The sequence below is a fragment of the Gottfriedia sp. ABJ_BB2_2 genome, assembly GCF_055484705.1.
Window position 1 is genome coordinate 124264 of sequence record NZ_JBVFKR010000007.1, and the last position, 17504, is coordinate 141767.

The window sequence follows — 17504 nt, forward strand, 5'->3', positions numbered from 1 at the left end:
TTACTTAAAGAATGATAGGATAGCATCAAATAAAGCAGAAAAGAAATCTTTTAACTTTTGAATAAAAGATTGTCCTTGTTCTGAATTTAAGAAATCAGAAATTTGCTCTTTTGCTTGTGTTAATTGATCGCCTACTTGATCCCAATTAATATTTAAATCCTTCATTTTTTCAAATAAAGCCATTAAGCTAGCCATTTGATCTGATGTTAAATTAATACCTAATTCACCAGCTAAGCTGTTAACTAAGTCTTTTAATTCATCAGTTGTCATATTTGGATTTTTAGCAATTTCTTCTTTTACTTGAGCAACAAGTTGTACAGCTTTTTCATTTCCAACTGTGTCTGCTAGTTTAGCAGTTTTCACCATTTCTTCGTTTGCTACTTTTTTAACTTCTTCTGGAATTGCTTCGCCAGAGCTTAGCTCATAAGCTTTCATAATACCAGTTAAAGCTGCAGTACCAGAAACTTCAAAAGGTGCTGTAATCACAATATTTGCATCCTTCAAACCTGCTGTAATTAATGCATTTGTATACATTGCATTACTAACCCATGAGATGTTGTTTGTTTGAACAATAATCCCTGTATTTTTTTCACCAATTGTAATCATCGCTGATGACAGTGCGCGAGTTCCGATTTGAGCTTTAGGCACTGTTCCATCTAAATATTTATGTTCCTCTTGATTTGAAACTGTAACAGTTCTAGCATCAGCAGGTGCACCCATTTCTGATAATAATGCTTTTTTCTGAGTTTCAGTTAAGTTTTGACCAAGAGTAACGATTGTTTCACCAGGAACAGAATCTGCTAGTACTGATAACGGCATAGCGACTAATCCCATTGATAAGGTGAATGCTAAAATTTTTTGTTTCAACAAAGAAACACTCCCTTTATAAGTTAATACAAATTAAAAATCTTATAACACTATTATAGTAGTTTTCGAAAACTTGTCATTACTTTTCGTTTTTTGTATGATTATAAAAGCGTTACTAGTTTATTTAAGTAATGGTAATAATAGGACAATATAGTCTTAGATGTTTGTAATACATAAGGAGGAATTTTTTATGAAAAAGGCAAGTATTACATTTGAGAATGGTGAGCAAATTTTAATCGACTTGTTTGCTGAGCATGCTCCAGCAACAGTTGAAAATTTTGAAAGCTTAGCAAAAAAAGGATTTTATGATGGATTAACATTCCACCGCGTTATCCCAGGATTTGTATCTCAAGGTGGAGATCCTAATGGAAATGGTACAGGTGGTCCTGGTTACACAATTAAATGTGAAACTGCAGGAAATCCTCATAAACATAAAGCAGGTGCTTTATCAATGGCTCATGCTGGTCGTGATACTGGTGGAAGTCAATTCTTCATCGTACATGAGCCACAACCACATTTAGATGGTGTACATACTGTATTTGGTCAAGTTACTGAAGGAATGGATACTGTTTTAAGAATGCGTAACGGTGACGTTATGAAAGAAGTTAAAGTTTGGGACGAACAATAATCTAAAAAAAACTCTTTTCTGTTTAACAGAAAAGAGTTTTTTGTTTTTATCTTTACCTTACCAATACCGTGGTTGTTGATAATATGGCTGATAAGCGATTGGAGAATAGGTTTGATGATTTTGTGCTGGCATTCCTTGGCTTCCATTGTCTTTTTGACAAGTAATTGGTGGACCAATAAAAGTAGAAGGTTGAAGTGGTGCAAGAGTTTGGTTCCATTGATTTTCATCAAGACAGTAAGTATGGGCTACAAGATTTGATGGTGTGAACTTTAATAAATCTGAGAATAAAATCACATCCGGTGTAGGTGCATTAAAAATAGCCAATAAATGTGTTTGATCAGTTGTAGCAACTTCATAATGCCACCAACCTTGTGGAACATTTGCAACTTGACCTGGTGTAATAGGGTAGTTATGAAGCTGTCTTGTATAAGGGTTGAAAATTGAAACAATAGCTGACCCTGAAATACAGTAAACTAACTCAGAAGAATTCTGATGATAGTGAGGCTCGACTACATTATTTGTACTCAGATATATATCCAATAACGAAAGATTATCAAGTGTATTTAATTGATGAATACTCAAGCTATTGATGTAATTATTATTGTCTTTTTTGAAGGATGTATTTGTATTTAAATCAAAACTAAATTGGGTTGAAGGTGAAGCGTAATCCAAATCCAATCTCATTTTCACCATTCCTTTAGCAATTTCATTTAATTAAGGTCTAATGTATTCAAGTAGTGGGCGAATGGTTCCATTTTGGGCTGAACGTAGGCGCCTCCACTTTTCGGTTTGTCTAGTTCCTGCGCCTAGCCCCTCGAGGTCATAAGCCAATGCCAAATAAAGATTAAAGAGCAATCTTTATCTGTCCTTGTCTTATGCTTGTCGGGGCAGAACGTAGGCGCTTCCACTTTTCGATTTGTCTAGTTCCACAAGTTAGCTCTTCGGTAATATTCCATCCCCCTTTGAAGTGGAAAATCCCCACTTCTACAGGTGAATGGAGATATTCCTCTCAGAGCTGAACCAACTTGTTCCACATTTCGAATTGTCTAGTTCCGGCAACTTGACCCTCGAGTCATAAGCCAAAGCCCATGAAAGTTAAAAAGCAACTTTCAGTGTTCTTTGTCTTATGCTTGTCGGGTCAGAGCGAGTTGCCTCCACTTTTCGGTTTGTCTAGTTCCGGCAACTTGACCCTCGAGTCATAAGTCAAAACCCATGAAAGTTAAAAAGCAACTTTCAGTGTTCTTTGTCTTATGCTTGTCGGGTCAGAGCGAGTTGCCTCCACTTTTCGGTTTGTCTAGTTCCAGCGCCTAGCCCCTCGAGGTCATAAGCCAATGCCAAATAAAGATTAAAGAGCAATCTTTATCTGTCCTTGTCTTATGCTTGTCGGGGCAGAACGTAGGCGCTTCCACTTTTCGGGTCTTGACAGAAAAATGTGTAAATTATATATTTGAAATATTGATATATATGGAACGTATTTTTAGATTTTTCGTAATATAGTAAGGTAATAAAGCATATATTTTGAATGCTTTATTAGAAAGATTAAGAGTTTTATTAATTTTTAAGAGGGGTAAACATGTTAATTAGGTATAAGAAAACATATGAAAAAATTGCAATGGGCCTGCTATCGTTTATGCCGAATGAAAAGAATGTGAAAAGCTTAGTTAATACAATAAAAGACTATGAAACAAATGAAGATAATCATTTATTCCTTTGGAAATTAGACGATATTGTTGGAATTATTGGAATTCAACTTTTACCAGATAAAGTTCTTATGATTAAACATCTAAGTGTAAACCCTTCATTCCGAAATCAAGGTATTGCAACCTCTTTATATGATGCGATCCGAAATCAGTATGTAGATTATACGATTATTACAACTGAAGAAATAGCTTCATTTATTGAACATTGTAAAATTAGTTTGAAAGTTTTATAGAAAAAGTGTTCGACATCATTGTCGAACACTTTTTTGTTTTTTAATCATTGATTTTTTCTTATTTCAAGTTGCTTATTTCGCTCAGAAATTACATCTGATCTGTCCCTTGTACTATGTTTGTGAATCAAATCCTCAGTGAATGAAGTATAGTTATGTTTTTGTTTAATAAATCGTTGATATAATGTTTGATCCTTGATTGGCAATTGAAAGTGTTTGTATTGTTTGTGGTCGTTTATATCAGATTGTAAATTATTTACTATTTCTTTAAAGGTCTCATGATCAAGTCCGGCCATTTTAGTAAGTGTAGGGTCATTTGCATATGCATGAACATGACGCATTAATTTTTTCGCACCGGCATAATTCCCCCTACGATAGTGATATAGCACAACAGCTAGTCGGATGAGACCTAACCATACTTTTTTGTATTCATTATTGAGCTCTAGTTTCCATTGTTCTTCAAGAACTTCATGGCATTCAAAGAAATCATGGTCATAATGGAAATGACATAAATATTTTATGTAGCGTTCGTTTTGATTGTAATGTACCAACCTTCTTCACCTCTTTGATAATAAATGTAACAGAAAAAGTGATAAAAAAGAAGAAAGCCCAGAACAATTTCTAGGCTTTCACATTTTCTTTATTCACAAGTTAAACTAACAGATAAAAGCACATCCTACGATGATTAATAAGATAAATAATACTACAATTAAAGCAAAGCTATTACCATGTCTGAAATCTGGAGAAATATTGCCGCCTCTACTCATGATTAACCCTCCTTACTGCAAATAATTCTTCTTGCATTTATATATTATGAATTTATATAAAAATGGTATAGGCGAATATCTAAAGATTTTTTAAACAAAAGTGATTTCAAATCTAAAAAATCCTTTTCACTATACAGTTTTGTTCAATTATCCTTTATACTGTTAAAGAATATAATTTTAAAAAAGGCTTTGTTACTGTTTATTATTAATAAGTAAAAAAATGAAAATAAATAAACGATAAAATAAGAAGTTGATTGATACGAGAGGTGTTAGTCTTTTGTAAAAGAAACGGGACATGACAGAATATATCGACGTATGTCATAAAGAGGCTAACCGTACTTATATAAAAAGTAGCTACTTATAGTGGAAATCAACAATCATGTTTAACCAAAGCAATCATATTAGTAAGTTGGTGAAAAGTTTGTGAAGCAATATGAAGTTAAAATTGATGCATTTGAAGGACCGTTGGATTTATTACTTCATTTAATTCAACGTTTTGAAATTGATATATATGATATACCTGTATCAGAAATTACCGATCAATACGTTTTATATATTCATACAATGAAAGAATTAGAGTTAGATATTGCAAGTGAATATTTAGTAATGGCTGCTGAGTTGTTAGCAATGAAGAGTAAAAGTATCCTCCCTAACCATGAAGAACAAGCTGACTGGGATGCTGTTTTTGAAGAAGATCCAAGAGAAGAATTAATGAATCGATTGTTAGTATATAAACAATTTAAGGAAGCAGCAAACGTTTTTCAGGATAGAGAATCTGAGCGTGCAATGATTTTTACGCGTAATCCTACTGACTTATCTGAGTATGGCCCAGGACCTGAGGATATTACAATGCCAACTGATGTAACGATTTATGATATGTTAGGTGCATTGCAAAAGCTGTTTAAACGTAAAAAACTTCAAGAACCATTGCAAACCAAGATCGTCCGAGAAGAAATTTCTATTGAAAAAAGAATGGGTGAAATAGTTGACTATTTAAAACAACTTAAGAAACGGACTAATTTTATTAGTTTATTCCCATATCATGACAAGGAAAGTATAGTTGTTACATTTTTAGCAATTTTAGAGTTAATGAAAACAAAAGAAATTATTGTTGAGCAAGAACAAAATTTTTCGGAAATTTTTCTAACTTCACGAGAAATATTCGAAAAAAAGCAAGATGAGGTGTACTCGTAATGGAGAATGAACAAAAATTAATAGGTGTACTTGAGGGCCTATTATTCGTAGCTGGAGATGAAGGGATTTCAATTTTAGAATTATCGGATACATTAGAATGCACTCAAACTGAAGTGTTAGAATTAATTGAGAATTTAAAGTCAGAATATGAAAAGTCAACAAGAGGATTACAGGTAAGAATATTAGCCAATCGCTATAAACTAACATCAAAAAGAGAGCATGGAGAATTTTTTAAAAAGCTAATTGAAAGCCCATCAAATTCATCTTTATCTCAAGCAGCACTTGAAACATTGGCAATTGTTGCGTATCAACAGCCGATTACTCGTACAGAAATTGAAGATATACGTGGCGTAAAAACGGAAAAACCGATTCAAACACTCGTCTCAAAATATTTGATTAAAGAAGTCGGTCGTGCTGAAGGTACTGGACGAGCTATTTTATATGGAACTACATCTGAGTTCTTAGATTATTTTGGTTTAAAAAACATTAAAGAACTACCACCACTACCACAGGATTTAAAAATGGAAGAAATTGAGGAAGAAGCTGATTTATTTTTTAGTAAATTTGAAAAAGAAGATTAGTTAAAAAATTCTGCAATTATCTATCTATCCTATGTTACACTAAAACTATGGAAATCTTTGGAGGGTGAAAGAATTGTATATTTATAATTGTCATGGATATGAATTAGTAAAAGCTCAGTCAAACACTTCAGAAGACTTTTTTAATCGTTCTGAAGTTGAATATGAATATAATGGTCAAAAATATGTAACTTCAGTACTATATGTAAGATTTTTTGAAGATCAGCTTCCAGAAATGAGTGAAGTGAAAACAACTGTACTTTATGATAATGGAGAAGAGTCAATTTATTTCCGCGATTTAGTTGCACTTGCTTTCATTATTAATAATCCATCTTTTCGTGGTCGTAAACGAATTTATATAAATGAAATAAATGAGTTCGTTAACGAGCTTAAAGGTGTAGATTTTGAACAATTAGTTGGATATGCAAGAGGAATTAAACAAAGTACAAGTAAAAGAGTTGAAGTAACGATCTAATTTTATGGAGGGAATACAATGTCGAATAAGATGGTAGAGCATCAATTAAAAATAGTTGGTCATCAATTAGGTATTGTGGGATTAGAGTGTAATATGTTTTTAAATAAACATTCTTTACCATCATTTCAACAGGAAAATTCATCAATAAATCAAGCGTATATGGAAAGTATTCTTACATCATTACGCAGAATTTCGGTTTATAGTGAGGATGCAAGAGAGGTTTGTGAAAAGATTTTAAGTGGTGGGTTCCATAAGGCAACTGCAGAAGAAACATTACATAAAATTTATCACAGATGTATTGCGGAGTTTTTCTCTCCAAAGAATGATGCATGGTTTGAAAATAGTCGTGCTGCATATACAGGAAATCAGGCGATTACTTTTTATAAAGAAGTACCCCATTCGATTCAAGCATTGTTTACAAAATTAGAAAAAGTTTTTCAACAAATGAGAGAAGAACTTGAGTATTATGAAACTGATTATACAACGAAAAAGATGCAACAATATAAACAGTAATGATTCATTCATAAATTGTAAAATATATATAAAAGAAAAAGACTAGAGTAAATTTCTAGTCTTTTTCTTATCAGTTACGTTACAATACTTTAGAAATTGTTTTGAATGAGAAGAGGAAGAAAAATGAAATCTATGTTTTCAATAGGACAACGAACAATCAAAACCGCAATTGGAAGCGGGATATCACTCATAATCGCAGAAGCATTGCATTTGCAAAATTATAGTACAGCTGCTGTCGTCACTTTATTAAGTATTCAAAATACAAAGCGAAAATCATTTTTTGTAGCAATTCAAAGATTTATAGCTTCAGTTATCGCAATGTTTTTTGGTTGGATGTTATTTGAATATTTAAGTTATCATCCTCTAACAGTTGTTATATATTTCTTATTAACAATCCCTTTATTAGTTACATTAAAGCTTCAAGAAGGTATCATCCCTAGTTCGGTCATTGTACTGCAAATTTATGTCAGTACTGATAAGTCAATTGGCTTTTTATATAATCAAGTATTGATTCTTGCAATCGGAATTGGAATTGCACTGATTATGAATACATATATGCCAAGTATTGAAAAGAAAATGGTTGAGACACAAAAGAAAATTGAACAAAATTTTAAAATGTTATTGTTAGGAATTTCATTAAAAATGAAGGGTAAAGATGAGGATTTAGAAGAATACATAATTGAAACAAATAACTTATTACAAAAAGCAAAATCATTAGCATTTAGGCAAGTTGAAAATAGTTTTATTAAAACAAATGTATATTACTTAACCTATTTTGAAATGCGAGAAAGACAATTTGAAATCATAACGAATCACATCATTCCAATCTTAAAACAAATTGATATAAACTTCGAGCATTCAAAAATAATTGCAGAATTTTTTGAGGATACTGGTGTTTATTTGAAGGAAAAGTCAACAGGTATTGAATTATTAGGAGAATTTAATCATATGATGCAAGAATTCAAAAGAATGCCTTTACCTAAAACTAGAGATGAGTTTGAAACAAGAGCAAATTTAATGAAGGTTGTTTACGAGCTTGAAAAAGTCATTACTTTAAAACTGGAGTTCTATGCTGAACATCGTACCGTACTCGAGACAGAATAAAATAGTCATTCTAATCATAAGTCGATATTTCTTACCGGTAATACCGTTATCATAACCATCATACAATTGAAAGTAGAAGAGAATGAATTTTCTCTGTGGAGGTGGAATATGGTAAATCAATCTGAACTTATAACTTACTTTCAAGAAGTTGAGGATTGGTGTGGAAATGTCTTGCAATTACTTGCAGAAAGATTTGATCAACTACAGGAAAAGGAACTATTAGAATATAAAGTACAATTATTACTAAACCGAATGGGTACAACGAGTTATTATGTGGACCAAAATTCATTTCTAGATGAAATCTCAATGGATGTAGACGATATTCAAGAAAGATTAATTTCATTATTAAATGAAGAAGAATATGATGATAGTTATGCATATCGAGTTATGGAAGTGGAAGAAAAAATCGAAATTGGTAAACATGAATTACCTCCACTGCCTTATCCGTATAATGCATTAGAACCATATATTTCAAAAGAAATTATGATTCTTCATCATGATAAGCATCATAAAAGCTACGTAGACGGTTTAAATAAGGCAGAAATAGAACTGGAAAAAGCGAGAAAGAATAATCAATATGATCTTTTAAAGCATTGGGAGCGGGAATTAGCATTTCATGGTTCGGGTCATTATTTACACACTATTTTTTGGAACAATTTAAGTAAAGCAGGTGGGGGTAAGCCTCAAGCTGAGCTGTTAAAACAAATTGAAGATGATTTTGGAAGTTATGAGGATTTTAAAGAGCACTTTACACAAGCAGCTAAAAAAGTTGAAGGTGTAGGTTGGGCTATTTTAGTATGGGTTCCAAGAGCAAATCGACTCGAAATTTTGCAAACTGAAAAACATCAATTTTTTACACAATGGGATACAATACCTTTACTTGTATTAGATGTTTGGGAACATGCCTATTATCTTCAATATAAATTTGATAAAGACTCATATGTTGATAATTTTTGGAACATTGTAAACTGGGATGATGTGAATTACAGATATGAATATGCAAGCCAATTAAAATGGAAGCCATTTTATTAAGAAAATGTTACATGTAAAGAGATGTGTGTTGTATTCCACTCCAGGATGCACGCTTTCCATGGGGCATGTGGTGAGCTGCTCAGTCGAACATTTACCTAAATGTCAGCAATAAATATGATCATATTTTAATAAAAATGAAATATGCCGGATACATTTTACCTTTTAAGGAAATGTATTCGGCATTTTTCTTTTAAAAAAAAGTCATTTTTTTATCTTTCAATTCGTAAACTTGTACTAATTAGGACTAACTGTGGAGTGATGCGAAAATGAAAAAATGGCTAATATTAGGAATCATTAGCTTATTTCTTATTGGAATAATAATTCCAACGAATAACGTAAAAGCATTTGGAGGAGTTAGTGCTAGAAATGCGGTGCTAATGGATCAAAAGACGGGAAGAATCTTATATGGAAAGTCAATGCATGACCCTGAACGAATTGCGAGTATCACAAAAATTATGACAGCAATATTAGCTGTAGAGTCAGGGAAACTTCAAAATACAGTTACGATTAGTTCGAGAGCTGTACGTACTGAAGGATCTTCTATTTATTTAAAACCAGGTCAGAAAATTAAACTTGAAGATTTAGTATATGGTTTAATGCTTAGGTCAGGTAATGATGCTGCAAATGCTATAGCAGAAGCGGTAGGGGGCAGTATCGAAGGTTTTGTTTATATGATGAACGAAAAAGCGAAAGAAATTGGAATGAGCAATTCTTTTTTTAGTAATCCATCTGGCTTAGATGAAAATGGGAAGGAACATTATTCTTCAGCTTATGATATGGCACTTCTTACCAAATACGCAATGGAAAATCCAAATTATGCAAAAATAGCTGGAACAAAAATTCATAGAGCAAAAAATACAGCCGAGTCTTGGGATTATGTATGGAAAAATAAAAATAAGTTACTGACATTTATGTACAAGTATAGTACAGGCGGGAAAACAGGATTCACAAAGAAAGCTAGAAGAACCCTCGTGTCAACTGCATCGAAAAACGGAATGGATTTAATCGTTGTTACGTTAGATGATGGTAAAGATTGGCAAGACCATATGGCACTCTTTGAATACGGATTTGATCATTACCCTTTAACGAAAGTATTGAATAAAGGTGGCATTAGAGAAGTTAAGAATAAGCTGTATAAAGGTCATGTTTATTTGAAAAATGATTTCTTTTATCCTTTAGATGAAAAAGAGAAGGAACAAGTTACTGTAACGATTGAATTGGAAAAACCAACAGATAAACGATTTGAGAATGATGAAATTGTCGGTAAAGCGATTATAGAATTAGAGGGTGAACAATTAGGAACTAGAAATATATTTTATAGTAAAAGTAAGGTCAAGGTTTTTACAAAAGAGGTTTTTGAACAAAGTAAAGAAGTGTTACTAAACTTAATGGGAGAGCACTCAAATGGTTAATATCATTTGGGTTGCTCTTACGATTGTTGGATTTGTATTTGCGATGGTAAATGGGACAATTGAGGAAGTTAACAAAGCGGTGTTTGATGGAGGAAAACAAGCTATCACCATCTGTATTGGTTTAGTAAGTGTGCTTGTGTTTTGGTTAGGATTAATGAGAATAGCAGAAGAATCAGGATTATTAAAAATTTTATCGAAGTTATTTCAGCCATTTCTAACGTTCCTGTTTCCTAGAATTCCAAAAGATCACCCAGCCCTTGGGTATATTATGTCAAATATGGTTGCGAATTTATTTGGTCTAGGTAACGCTGCTACTCCGCTTGGTATTAAAGCAATGGAGCAATTAAAGGTATTAAATAAAAATAGCCAAGAAGCAAGTGATGATATGATTACATTTCTCACACTAAATACATGTGCCATTACATTAATCCCAACTACTGTTATCGGAATTAGAATGTCTTATCATTCAGCTAATCCGACAGAAATCGTTGGTGTTACGATTCTGGCTCAAGTTGTTTCATTTATTGGTGGTTTATTGATTAACAGCTTTTTTGCAAATAGACGTAATCGGAAGGGGAGAAGATAAATGGGAGTTATGAATACTATCTCGCTATATATCATTCCCTTTATCATTGCAGTCATCTTAATACATGGAACATTGAAAAAGGTTCCTACATACGAATCATTTGTAGAAGGTGGAAAAGAAGGGGTTACTATTGCAGTTCAATTAATTCCGTTTTTAGTAGGTATGTTAGTTTCAATATCAATATTTAGAGCTTCTGGTGCCTTAGAATTTTGTGTTGAACTTCTCCGCCCTTTACTAGCCTCTCTTGGTATACCAGCAGAAGTGTTTCCTCTTGCGATTATTCGACCAATATCTGGTTCCGCAGGTTTAAGTATTACAGCTGATCTAATTAAAACGTATGGGCCAGATTCATTTATCGGACGACTTGCTTCTACAATGCAAGGTAGTACTGATACAACTTTATATGTTTTAACGGTTTATTTTGGTGCTGTTGGAATTCGAAAAATGGGTGATGCTTTAAAGGTTGGCTTACTAGCAGATGCACTTAGCATAATTTTTTCTATCGTATTTGTAACGATATTCTTTGCTTAATTGAGAAGTACTTTTATTCCCTTTACGAGGTATAAAAGTACTTTTTTATTGCGTGATAAAAATAAATATCTTATAATACCAATAAGAATAGTTGGTATTAAGACAACGTTCAATTTTACCCATGTTGCATATAATGGATTGGAAGAAACTAACCTTTTTTTGTGGCATAAAGGAGCTTGAAAATATGAAAGTTGTAAAGTCAGTACATGAACTGATTGGATCAACACCATTACTTGAAATTACATCTTTTCCATTACCAAATGGCACGAGATTATTTGCAAAACTAGAATATTGTAATCCTGGTGGAAGTGTAAAAGATAGACTAGGGATGGAATTACTAGAAAGTGCGTTTAAAGAGGGAAAGTTAAAAAAAGAAGGCACAGTAATTGAACCAACTGCTGGAAATACTGGGATTGGTTTAGCATTAGCAGCGCTAAAGTATGAAGTAAATGTTATTTTCGTTGTACCTGAGAAGTTCAGCTTGGAAAAACAAACTTTAATGAGAGCGCTTGGCGCAAAAATTGTGAACACTCCAACTTCAGAAGGTATGACTGGTGCAATAAAAAAAGCAAATGAATTATCAAAAGAAATACCAAATTCTTTTGTACCTTCTCAATTTAGTAATGAAGCAAATCCTAGAACTTATTATAAAACGTTAGCGCCTGAACTTGTTGAACAATTGGAAGGCAAAATAGATGTTTTCGTCGCTGGTGCTGGTAGTGGTGGAACGTTTACTGGAACAGCCCAGTATTTAAAAGAAAAATGTAAGAAAGTAAAAACTGTCATCGTTGAGCCAGAAGGTTCTATATTAAATGGAGGCGAGCCCGGTTCTCACGAAACAGAAGGTATAGGAATGGAATTCATTCCAGGCTTTGTAGATACGAATTTATTTGATGAAATCTATACGGTTTTAGATAAAGATGCGTTTCATTTAGTAAAAGAAATTGCAAGAAAAGAAGGGTTACTCGTAGGAAGCTCTTCTGGAGCAGCACTTTATGCAAGTTTACAGGAAGCAAAAAAAGCTGAACCGGGAAGTACGATTGTAACAATTTTTCCAGATAGCAGTGAAAGATACTTAAGTAAAAACATATATAGCGGAGGAATAATATGAAGAAAAAGACAGCGTTAATTCATGGAGGAATCAGTAGAGATGAAGCAACAGGTGCAGTTAGTGTTCCAATTTATCAAACGAGTACGTATAAGCAAGATGCTGTTGGTAAGCATAGAGGCTTTGAATATTCCAGAACAGGCAATCCAACACGTCATGCGCTTGAAGAATTGATGAAAGATATTGAACACGGAGTAGCAGGATTTGCATTTGCTTCAGGTATGGCGGCAATTCACACGGTATTTAGTTTGTTTAAAACGGGTGATCATATTGTTGTTGGTGATGATGTATATGGTGGTACGTATCGCTTATTAACAAAAGTATTATCAAATTTAGGCATTACAGCAACATTTGTAGATACAAGTAACTTAGCACTAGTTGAAGAAGTTATTTCGCCGAACACGAAAGCAATCTTTATTGAATCACCAAGTAACCCATTGTTAAAAATTACAGATATCAAAGGTGTATCAAAACTTGCAAAAGAATATAATGTATTAACTGTTGTAGATAACACATTTGCAACACCATACTGGCAACAGCCATTAACACTTGGAGCTGATATTGTCGTTCATAGTGGAACGAAATATTTAGGTGGCCATAGTGATGTTGTAGCAGGTATTGTTGTGACAAATAACGTAGAACTTGCTGAAGAAATTGGATTTTATCAAAATTCAATCGGAGGCGTCCTTGGTCCAAATGACAGCTGGTTATTACAACGTGGTATTAAAACGTTAGGTATTAGAATGGAAGAGCATGAAAGAAATACTCATGAAATTGCAAAATTATTAAGTGCACATCCAAATGTTAATAAAGTATTTTATCCAGGTTTAGATACACATCCAAATCATGAGTTAGCAAAACAACAAAGTAGTGGTTTTGGTGGAATGTTATCATTTGAATTACAAGAAGGTTTAGATCCTGAAGTATTCGTAGGGAAATTAAAATGGTTTACATTAGCTGAAAGCTTAGGAGCAGTAGAAAGTCTTGTAGGAATTCCTTCAAAAATGACTCATGCTTCGATTCCTAGAGAAAAACGATTAGCATCTGGTATCTCTGATGAACTAATTCGTTTATCAATAGGACTTGAGGATTTAGAGGATTTAAAAGAAGATTTAGAACAGGCATTAATATTTGAAACATCAAGGGTGAGATAAATGGGTAGAGAATTTTTAGATGTATTCACAGGTTGGGCTGAAAGTTATGATTCATTCGTTCAAGGACACGATGCGGAATATAAAGAAGTATTCCGAGGATATGATCAAATATTAGATGAAATTGTAAAACGTAGTGGAGAAAATGTACTTGAATTTGGAATTGGTACTGGTAATTTAACAAAGCTTTTACTCGATTCTAAAAAACAAGTATTTCCGATTGAACCATCTCCAGAAATGAGACTAATCGCATCTAAAAAATTAGGTGAAAATGTTGTCATTCATGATGGGGATTTAATTGATTTTCCAAAGCCAACTCAACAAATTGATACAATTGTAAGTTCTTACGTATTTCATCATTTAACAGATGATGAAAAATATGAAGCTATTAAACTATATCATTCACTATTACCAGTTAACGGTAAAATTATTTTTGCAGATACAATGTTCCAATCAGAGGAAGCTTTTCAAAATGAAATTACAAAGGCAGATCAAGCCAATTTCATCGATTTAAGAGATGATTTGAAAAGAGAGTATTACCCATTAATACCAGTTATTCGATCTCATTTTGAAAAAAATGGATTTTCAGTCAGTTTCCAACAATTTAATGATTTTGTATGGATTGTAGAAGCAACAAAACAATAGAGAGATTTTTTAGGAGGATATCAATATGCCATCAGTAGAAAGTTTTGAATTAGATCATACAAAAGTAGTAGCACCGTATATTAGACATTGTGGGACGCACCAAGTTGGTTCAGATGGTGTCGTAACGAAATATGATATTCGTTTTTGCCAACCTAACAAACAGGCATTACAACCTGCAACAATTCATACATTAGAGCATTTATTAGCATTAAACGTTAGAGAAGCGGTACCAGCAGGCGAACCATTCAAAATTATCGATTTATCACCTATGGGTTGCCAAACAGGCTTCTATTTAATTATCGCTGGGGAACCATCAATTTCAGACGTGATTGCTTTATTACGTAAAACAGCTGAATTAGGAATTCAAGTTGAAGAAGTACCAGCAGCAAATGAACTTCAATGTGGTCAAGCGAAACTTCATGATCTTGAAGGCGCTAAAAAGTGGTTGAAATATTGGAGCGAACAAACAGACGAAAAATTAGCAAGCGTCTTTGCATAATATAAGAATATAAGAATGTAAAAAAAAACTAAATAAAACGTCATCAGATTTGAACTACTCTAATAAATGTTGGTCATAACTAACATTTAAGAGATAGTTTCTTGATGGCGTTTTTTACTTTCGTTTGTTATTAATTAATAACAAGCAGTAATTTTTCTTTGGGAACTGTAAACTTGATTTCACCAATATTATCTTCAATATCTTCAATCGTAGGTATTTCATCAAAACTTTGGATTGAAATTGCATCATCTAAACATAATAAGATATAAGGATAATTAGTTTCTGTAGAGTCATAGATTAGCTTGTATGCTTTCGAAGGTTTATGAGAAGTAAAAAATACATCGCCTAATTTAAACGATCCAACTGAATTATATTTTATGGATGGATTAAAAGAATAATTCATATTGTTTTCTCCTTTTTAAGTTAATAAATATAGTATTGACAGCTTATTGTTTGAATAAACTTTTAATTAGTAATTTGCTTGAATAGTTATGGAGAGTTTGTTTTTCTGAGTAACCATTGTAATCTCGCCGATCCAATCTTCTATATCACCTAAAGTAGGCATAATATCGTAATTTTGAACTAATCTAGCATCTGACAATGAAACAAGTACATAAGGATATTCCTCTTCATTCTCCTCATATACAAGCATATAAACTGTTTCATGCTTCTTAGTGATTAGAACACTACCAGGGGAAATGACCTTTGATCGATCAAATGCTGATGGGTGTTTTAATGTTAAATTCATTTTGAATACCTCATTTCTGCAAATCTAGTAAATTATATGTGTTCTTTCATAAAATATTCGTAAAGTGATAGATTTGAAAAACTGACCTTTGAATTCTTTAGTAAAATATCGCGGATGGCTAAGTTGAAACAAAGCTTTTTAGATAACCTGATTCAAAATTAGTTTATTTATAAAATCCCTGACATGCTTGTTTTATATAGTACAAAACAATGTTTAATGACTTGAAGTGATTCCCTAAAGTGTTAGGATGAGCTTTTTCCACTTTCAACTTGTATTCAGCCGTATAAATCTGTATGATGGTTGAAGAGGTGAATTGAGCGAATGGAAAGATTGCAGAAGGTTATTGCTAGAGCCGGGATTGCTTCTCGACGTAAAGCAGAAGAATTAATTAAAGAAGGAAAAGTAAAAGTAAATGGTCAAATTGTTACTGAACTTGGTGTAAAGGTTACTAGTAACGATAAAGTTGAAGTGGATGAAGTTCCTATCGACAAAGAAGAACCAGTATACTTTATTTTATATAAACCATCAGGTGTCATTTCTAGTGTGTCTGATGACAAAGGAAGAAAAGTCGTAACGGATTTCTTTCCTATGATTCCGCAAAGAATTTTTCCAATTGGCAGATTAGATTATGATACATCAGGAATTATTCTTTTAACGAATGATGGTGAATTCTCGAATTTACTACAGCATCCAAAGTATGAAATTGATAAAGAGTATATTGCTAAAGTAAAAGGGATCCCAACAAAAGAGCAGTTGCGTAAATTAGAACGTGGAATTGTACTTGAAGATGGAAAAACAGCTCCAGCCGGGGTAAAAATGATTTCACTTGATAAGAAGAAAAATACTGCAATCATTAGATTGGTCATTCATGAAGGTAGAAACCGTCAAGTAAAAAGAATGCTTGAGGCGATCGGAACTCCTGTAATGAAGTTAAAACGTGAACGTTATGCGTTCTTAGATTTATCTGGATTAACTGCTGGTGATGCAAGGGAGTTATCACCACATGAGGTAAAACAATTAAGAGCGATGGCTTCAGCAAAGCCTCGTTAATAAAAAGACTCGGCCAATGCCGAGTTTTTTCTTGTCGTGAAAACGATCGTGATAAATAGATGTTAGAATATTTAGTCTTTTAGCTGATACCTTCATATTTCTATTCAAGAATAGGAAATAATGATATTCTTACATATGGGAGGAACTGCTTATATGAAAAAAAATAGAACGTTAATTCGTACACTAATCCTTTTAATTATGGTAGCTGCAATCGGATATACTTTTTACATAAATTTCTTCAAAGAGGATGAAGTGGTAAGTAAAGGGAGTACTGCACCTAACTTTGCTTTAACTGAACTAAATTCTGAAGAAAAATTTACACTTTCTGAGCAGAAAGGAAAAGGTGTTATCATTAACTTTTGGGGTACTTGGTGTGAGCCTTGTAAACGTGAAATGCCTTTTATGAATGAGTTATATCAAAAGTATAAAGATCAAGGCATTGAATTATTTGCATTAAATGCAGATGAGTCAGAGTTTTCCGTGAAAAAATTTGTAAGCGATTATAAACTTACATTCCCGATTGCGATTGATAAAGATCAAGAAATTTTAAACATTTATGGTGTGAATCCATTACCGACTACATTTTTTGTAAGTCCTGATGGAAAAGTAAAAAGAATTGTGACTGGTCAAATGACATCAACTTCTTTTGAAAATTATATTAAAGAAATATTACCAAAATGATGCTG

The 17504-nt window shown here is 32.8% G+C and carries 23 protein-coding genes; 17 read left to right on the top strand and 6 right to left on the bottom strand.

All coding sequences use genetic code 11. The features are described 5' to 3' along the window. Complete coding sequence (locus tag ACX6U0_RS15795) at positions 1-867, bottom strand: DUF1002 domain-containing protein (RefSeq protein ID WP_464960843.1); 867 nt, start codon at positions 865-867, stop codon at positions 1-3. Between the two features lie 190 nt (positions 868-1057). On the opposite strand from ACX6U0_RS15795, the gene ACX6U0_RS15800 reads away from it, so the two are divergent. Beyond that, the gene (locus ACX6U0_RS15800) at positions 1058-1495 is read left to right on the top strand and encodes a peptidylprolyl isomerase (RefSeq protein WP_087999344.1); all 438 of its coding nucleotides are present in this window, start codon (positions 1058-1060) and stop codon (positions 1493-1495) included. A gap of 57 nt (positions 1496-1552) precedes the next feature. Here the strand turns inward: ACX6U0_RS15800 and ACX6U0_RS15805 are convergent, their stop codons facing one another. Next, the gene (locus ACX6U0_RS15805; protein WP_464960844.1) at positions 1553-2179 is read right to left on the bottom strand and encodes a cupin domain-containing protein; all 627 of its coding nucleotides are present in this window, start codon (positions 2177-2179) and stop codon (positions 1553-1555) included. A gap of 889 nt (positions 2180-3068) precedes the next feature. Between ACX6U0_RS15805 and ACX6U0_RS15810 the strand changes: the two genes are divergently transcribed. Next, the gene (locus ACX6U0_RS15810; RefSeq protein WP_464960845.1) at positions 3069-3428 is read left to right on the top strand and encodes a GNAT family N-acetyltransferase; all 360 of its coding nucleotides are present in this window, start codon (positions 3069-3071) and stop codon (positions 3426-3428) included. A gap of 44 nt (positions 3429-3472) precedes the next feature. Here ACX6U0_RS15810 and ACX6U0_RS15815 read toward each other — a convergent pair whose 3' ends face one another. Next, positions 3473-3976: a DUF309 domain-containing protein gene (locus tag ACX6U0_RS15815; protein ID WP_464960846.1), complete on the bottom strand. Its 504-nt coding sequence runs from the start codon at positions 3974-3976 to the stop codon at positions 3473-3475. Between the two features lie 105 nt (positions 3977-4081). Continuing rightward, a complete protein-coding gene (locus tag ACX6U0_RS15820; protein WP_464960847.1) occupies positions 4082-4192 on the bottom strand; it encodes a YjcZ family sporulation protein in 111 nt (36 codons plus the stop codon). Positions 4193-4615: 423 nt separating this feature from the next. Between ACX6U0_RS15820 and ACX6U0_RS15825 the strand changes: the two genes are divergently transcribed. The 13 genes from ACX6U0_RS15825 (at position 4616) to ACX6U0_RS15885 (ending at position 15020) form a co-directional block, all read left to right on the top strand. Beyond that, positions 4616-5386 carry a segregation/condensation protein A gene (locus ACX6U0_RS15825; RefSeq protein WP_464960848.1) on the top strand — a complete coding sequence of 257 codons (771 nt, stop codon included), beginning with the start codon at positions 4616-4618 and terminating at the stop codon, positions 5384-5386. Further along, positions 5386-5967, top strand: a complete 582-nt coding sequence (gene scpB, locus ACX6U0_RS15830) for an SMC-Scp complex subunit ScpB (protein ID WP_464960849.1) — start codon at positions 5386-5388, stop codon at positions 5965-5967. Before ACX6U0_RS15825 ends, scpB begins: the two co-directional genes overlap by 1 nt. A gap of 73 nt (positions 5968-6040) precedes the next feature. Then, positions 6041-6439 (top strand): hypothetical protein, encoded by a 399-nt coding sequence (locus tag ACX6U0_RS15835; RefSeq protein WP_464960850.1) that lies wholly within the window; start codon positions 6041-6043, stop codon positions 6437-6439. An 18-nt stretch (positions 6440-6457) separates the two neighbouring features. Beyond that, positions 6458-6952 (top strand): DUF3907 family protein, encoded by a 495-nt coding sequence (locus ACX6U0_RS15840; RefSeq protein ID WP_464960851.1) that lies wholly within the window; start codon positions 6458-6460, stop codon positions 6950-6952. 123 nt (positions 6953-7075) lie between these two features. After that, entirely contained in the window at positions 7076-8056 is a 981-nt protein-coding gene (locus ACX6U0_RS15845; protein ID WP_464960852.1) for an aromatic acid exporter family protein, read from the top strand. A gap of 108 nt (positions 8057-8164) precedes the next feature. Then, positions 8165-9088 (top strand): superoxide dismutase, encoded by a 924-nt coding sequence (locus ACX6U0_RS15850; RefSeq protein WP_464960853.1) that lies wholly within the window; start codon positions 8165-8167, stop codon positions 9086-9088. A gap of 266 nt (positions 9089-9354) precedes the next feature. Further along, entirely contained in the window at positions 9355-10500 is a 1146-nt protein-coding gene (locus tag ACX6U0_RS15855) for a D-alanyl-D-alanine carboxypeptidase family protein (protein WP_464960854.1), read from the top strand. After that, positions 10493-11086, top strand: a complete 594-nt coding sequence (locus ACX6U0_RS15860; RefSeq protein WP_464960855.1) for a nucleoside recognition domain-containing protein — start codon at positions 10493-10495, stop codon at positions 11084-11086. The genes ACX6U0_RS15855 and ACX6U0_RS15860 overlap by 8 nt, the downstream gene beginning before the upstream one ends. After that, complete coding sequence (locus ACX6U0_RS15865) at positions 11087-11617, top strand: spore maturation protein (protein ID WP_464960856.1); 531 nt, start codon at positions 11087-11089, stop codon at positions 11615-11617. 184 nt (positions 11618-11801) lie between these two features. Next, positions 11802-12728, top strand: coding sequence for a PLP-dependent cysteine synthase family protein (locus tag ACX6U0_RS15870; protein ID WP_464960857.1), 927 nt, complete (start codon positions 11802-11804; stop codon positions 12726-12728). Further along, complete coding sequence (locus tag ACX6U0_RS15875; RefSeq protein WP_464960858.1) at positions 12725-13879, top strand: bifunctional cystathionine gamma-lyase/homocysteine desulfhydrase; 1155 nt, start codon at positions 12725-12727, stop codon at positions 13877-13879. The genes ACX6U0_RS15870 and ACX6U0_RS15875 overlap by 4 nt, the downstream gene beginning before the upstream one ends. After that, positions 13880-14521, top strand: coding sequence for a class I SAM-dependent methyltransferase (locus ACX6U0_RS15880; protein ID WP_464960859.1), 642 nt, complete (start codon positions 13880-13882; stop codon positions 14519-14521). Positions 14522-14546: 25 nt separating this feature from the next. Further along, positions 14547-15020: an S-ribosylhomocysteine lyase gene (locus ACX6U0_RS15885; protein WP_464960860.1), complete on the top strand. Its 474-nt coding sequence runs from the start codon at positions 14547-14549 to the stop codon at positions 15018-15020. Positions 15021-15150: 130 nt separating this feature from the next. Here ACX6U0_RS15885 and ACX6U0_RS15890 read toward each other — a convergent pair whose 3' ends face one another. Both ACX6U0_RS15890 and ACX6U0_RS15895 read right to left on the bottom strand, forming a co-directional pair. Continuing rightward, the gene (locus tag ACX6U0_RS15890) at positions 15151-15423 is read right to left on the bottom strand and encodes a hypothetical protein (protein WP_464960861.1); all 273 of its coding nucleotides are present in this window, start codon (positions 15421-15423) and stop codon (positions 15151-15153) included. A gap of 66 nt (positions 15424-15489) precedes the next feature. After that, positions 15490-15768: a hypothetical protein gene (locus tag ACX6U0_RS15895; protein WP_464960862.1), complete on the bottom strand. Its 279-nt coding sequence runs from the start codon at positions 15766-15768 to the stop codon at positions 15490-15492. A gap of 321 nt (positions 15769-16089) precedes the next feature. On the opposite strand from ACX6U0_RS15895, the gene rluB reads away from it, so the two are divergent. Next, positions 16090-16818 carry a 23S rRNA pseudouridine(2605) synthase RluB gene (rluB, locus tag ACX6U0_RS15900; protein ID WP_464960863.1) on the top strand — a complete coding sequence of 243 codons (729 nt, stop codon included), beginning with the start codon at positions 16090-16092 and terminating at the stop codon, positions 16816-16818. Between the two features lie 153 nt (positions 16819-16971). Then, positions 16972-17499 (top strand): thiol-disulfide oxidoreductase ResA, encoded by a 528-nt coding sequence (gene resA / locus ACX6U0_RS15905; RefSeq protein ID WP_464960864.1) that lies wholly within the window; start codon positions 16972-16974, stop codon positions 17497-17499. Positions 17500-17504: the final 5 nt, after the last annotated feature.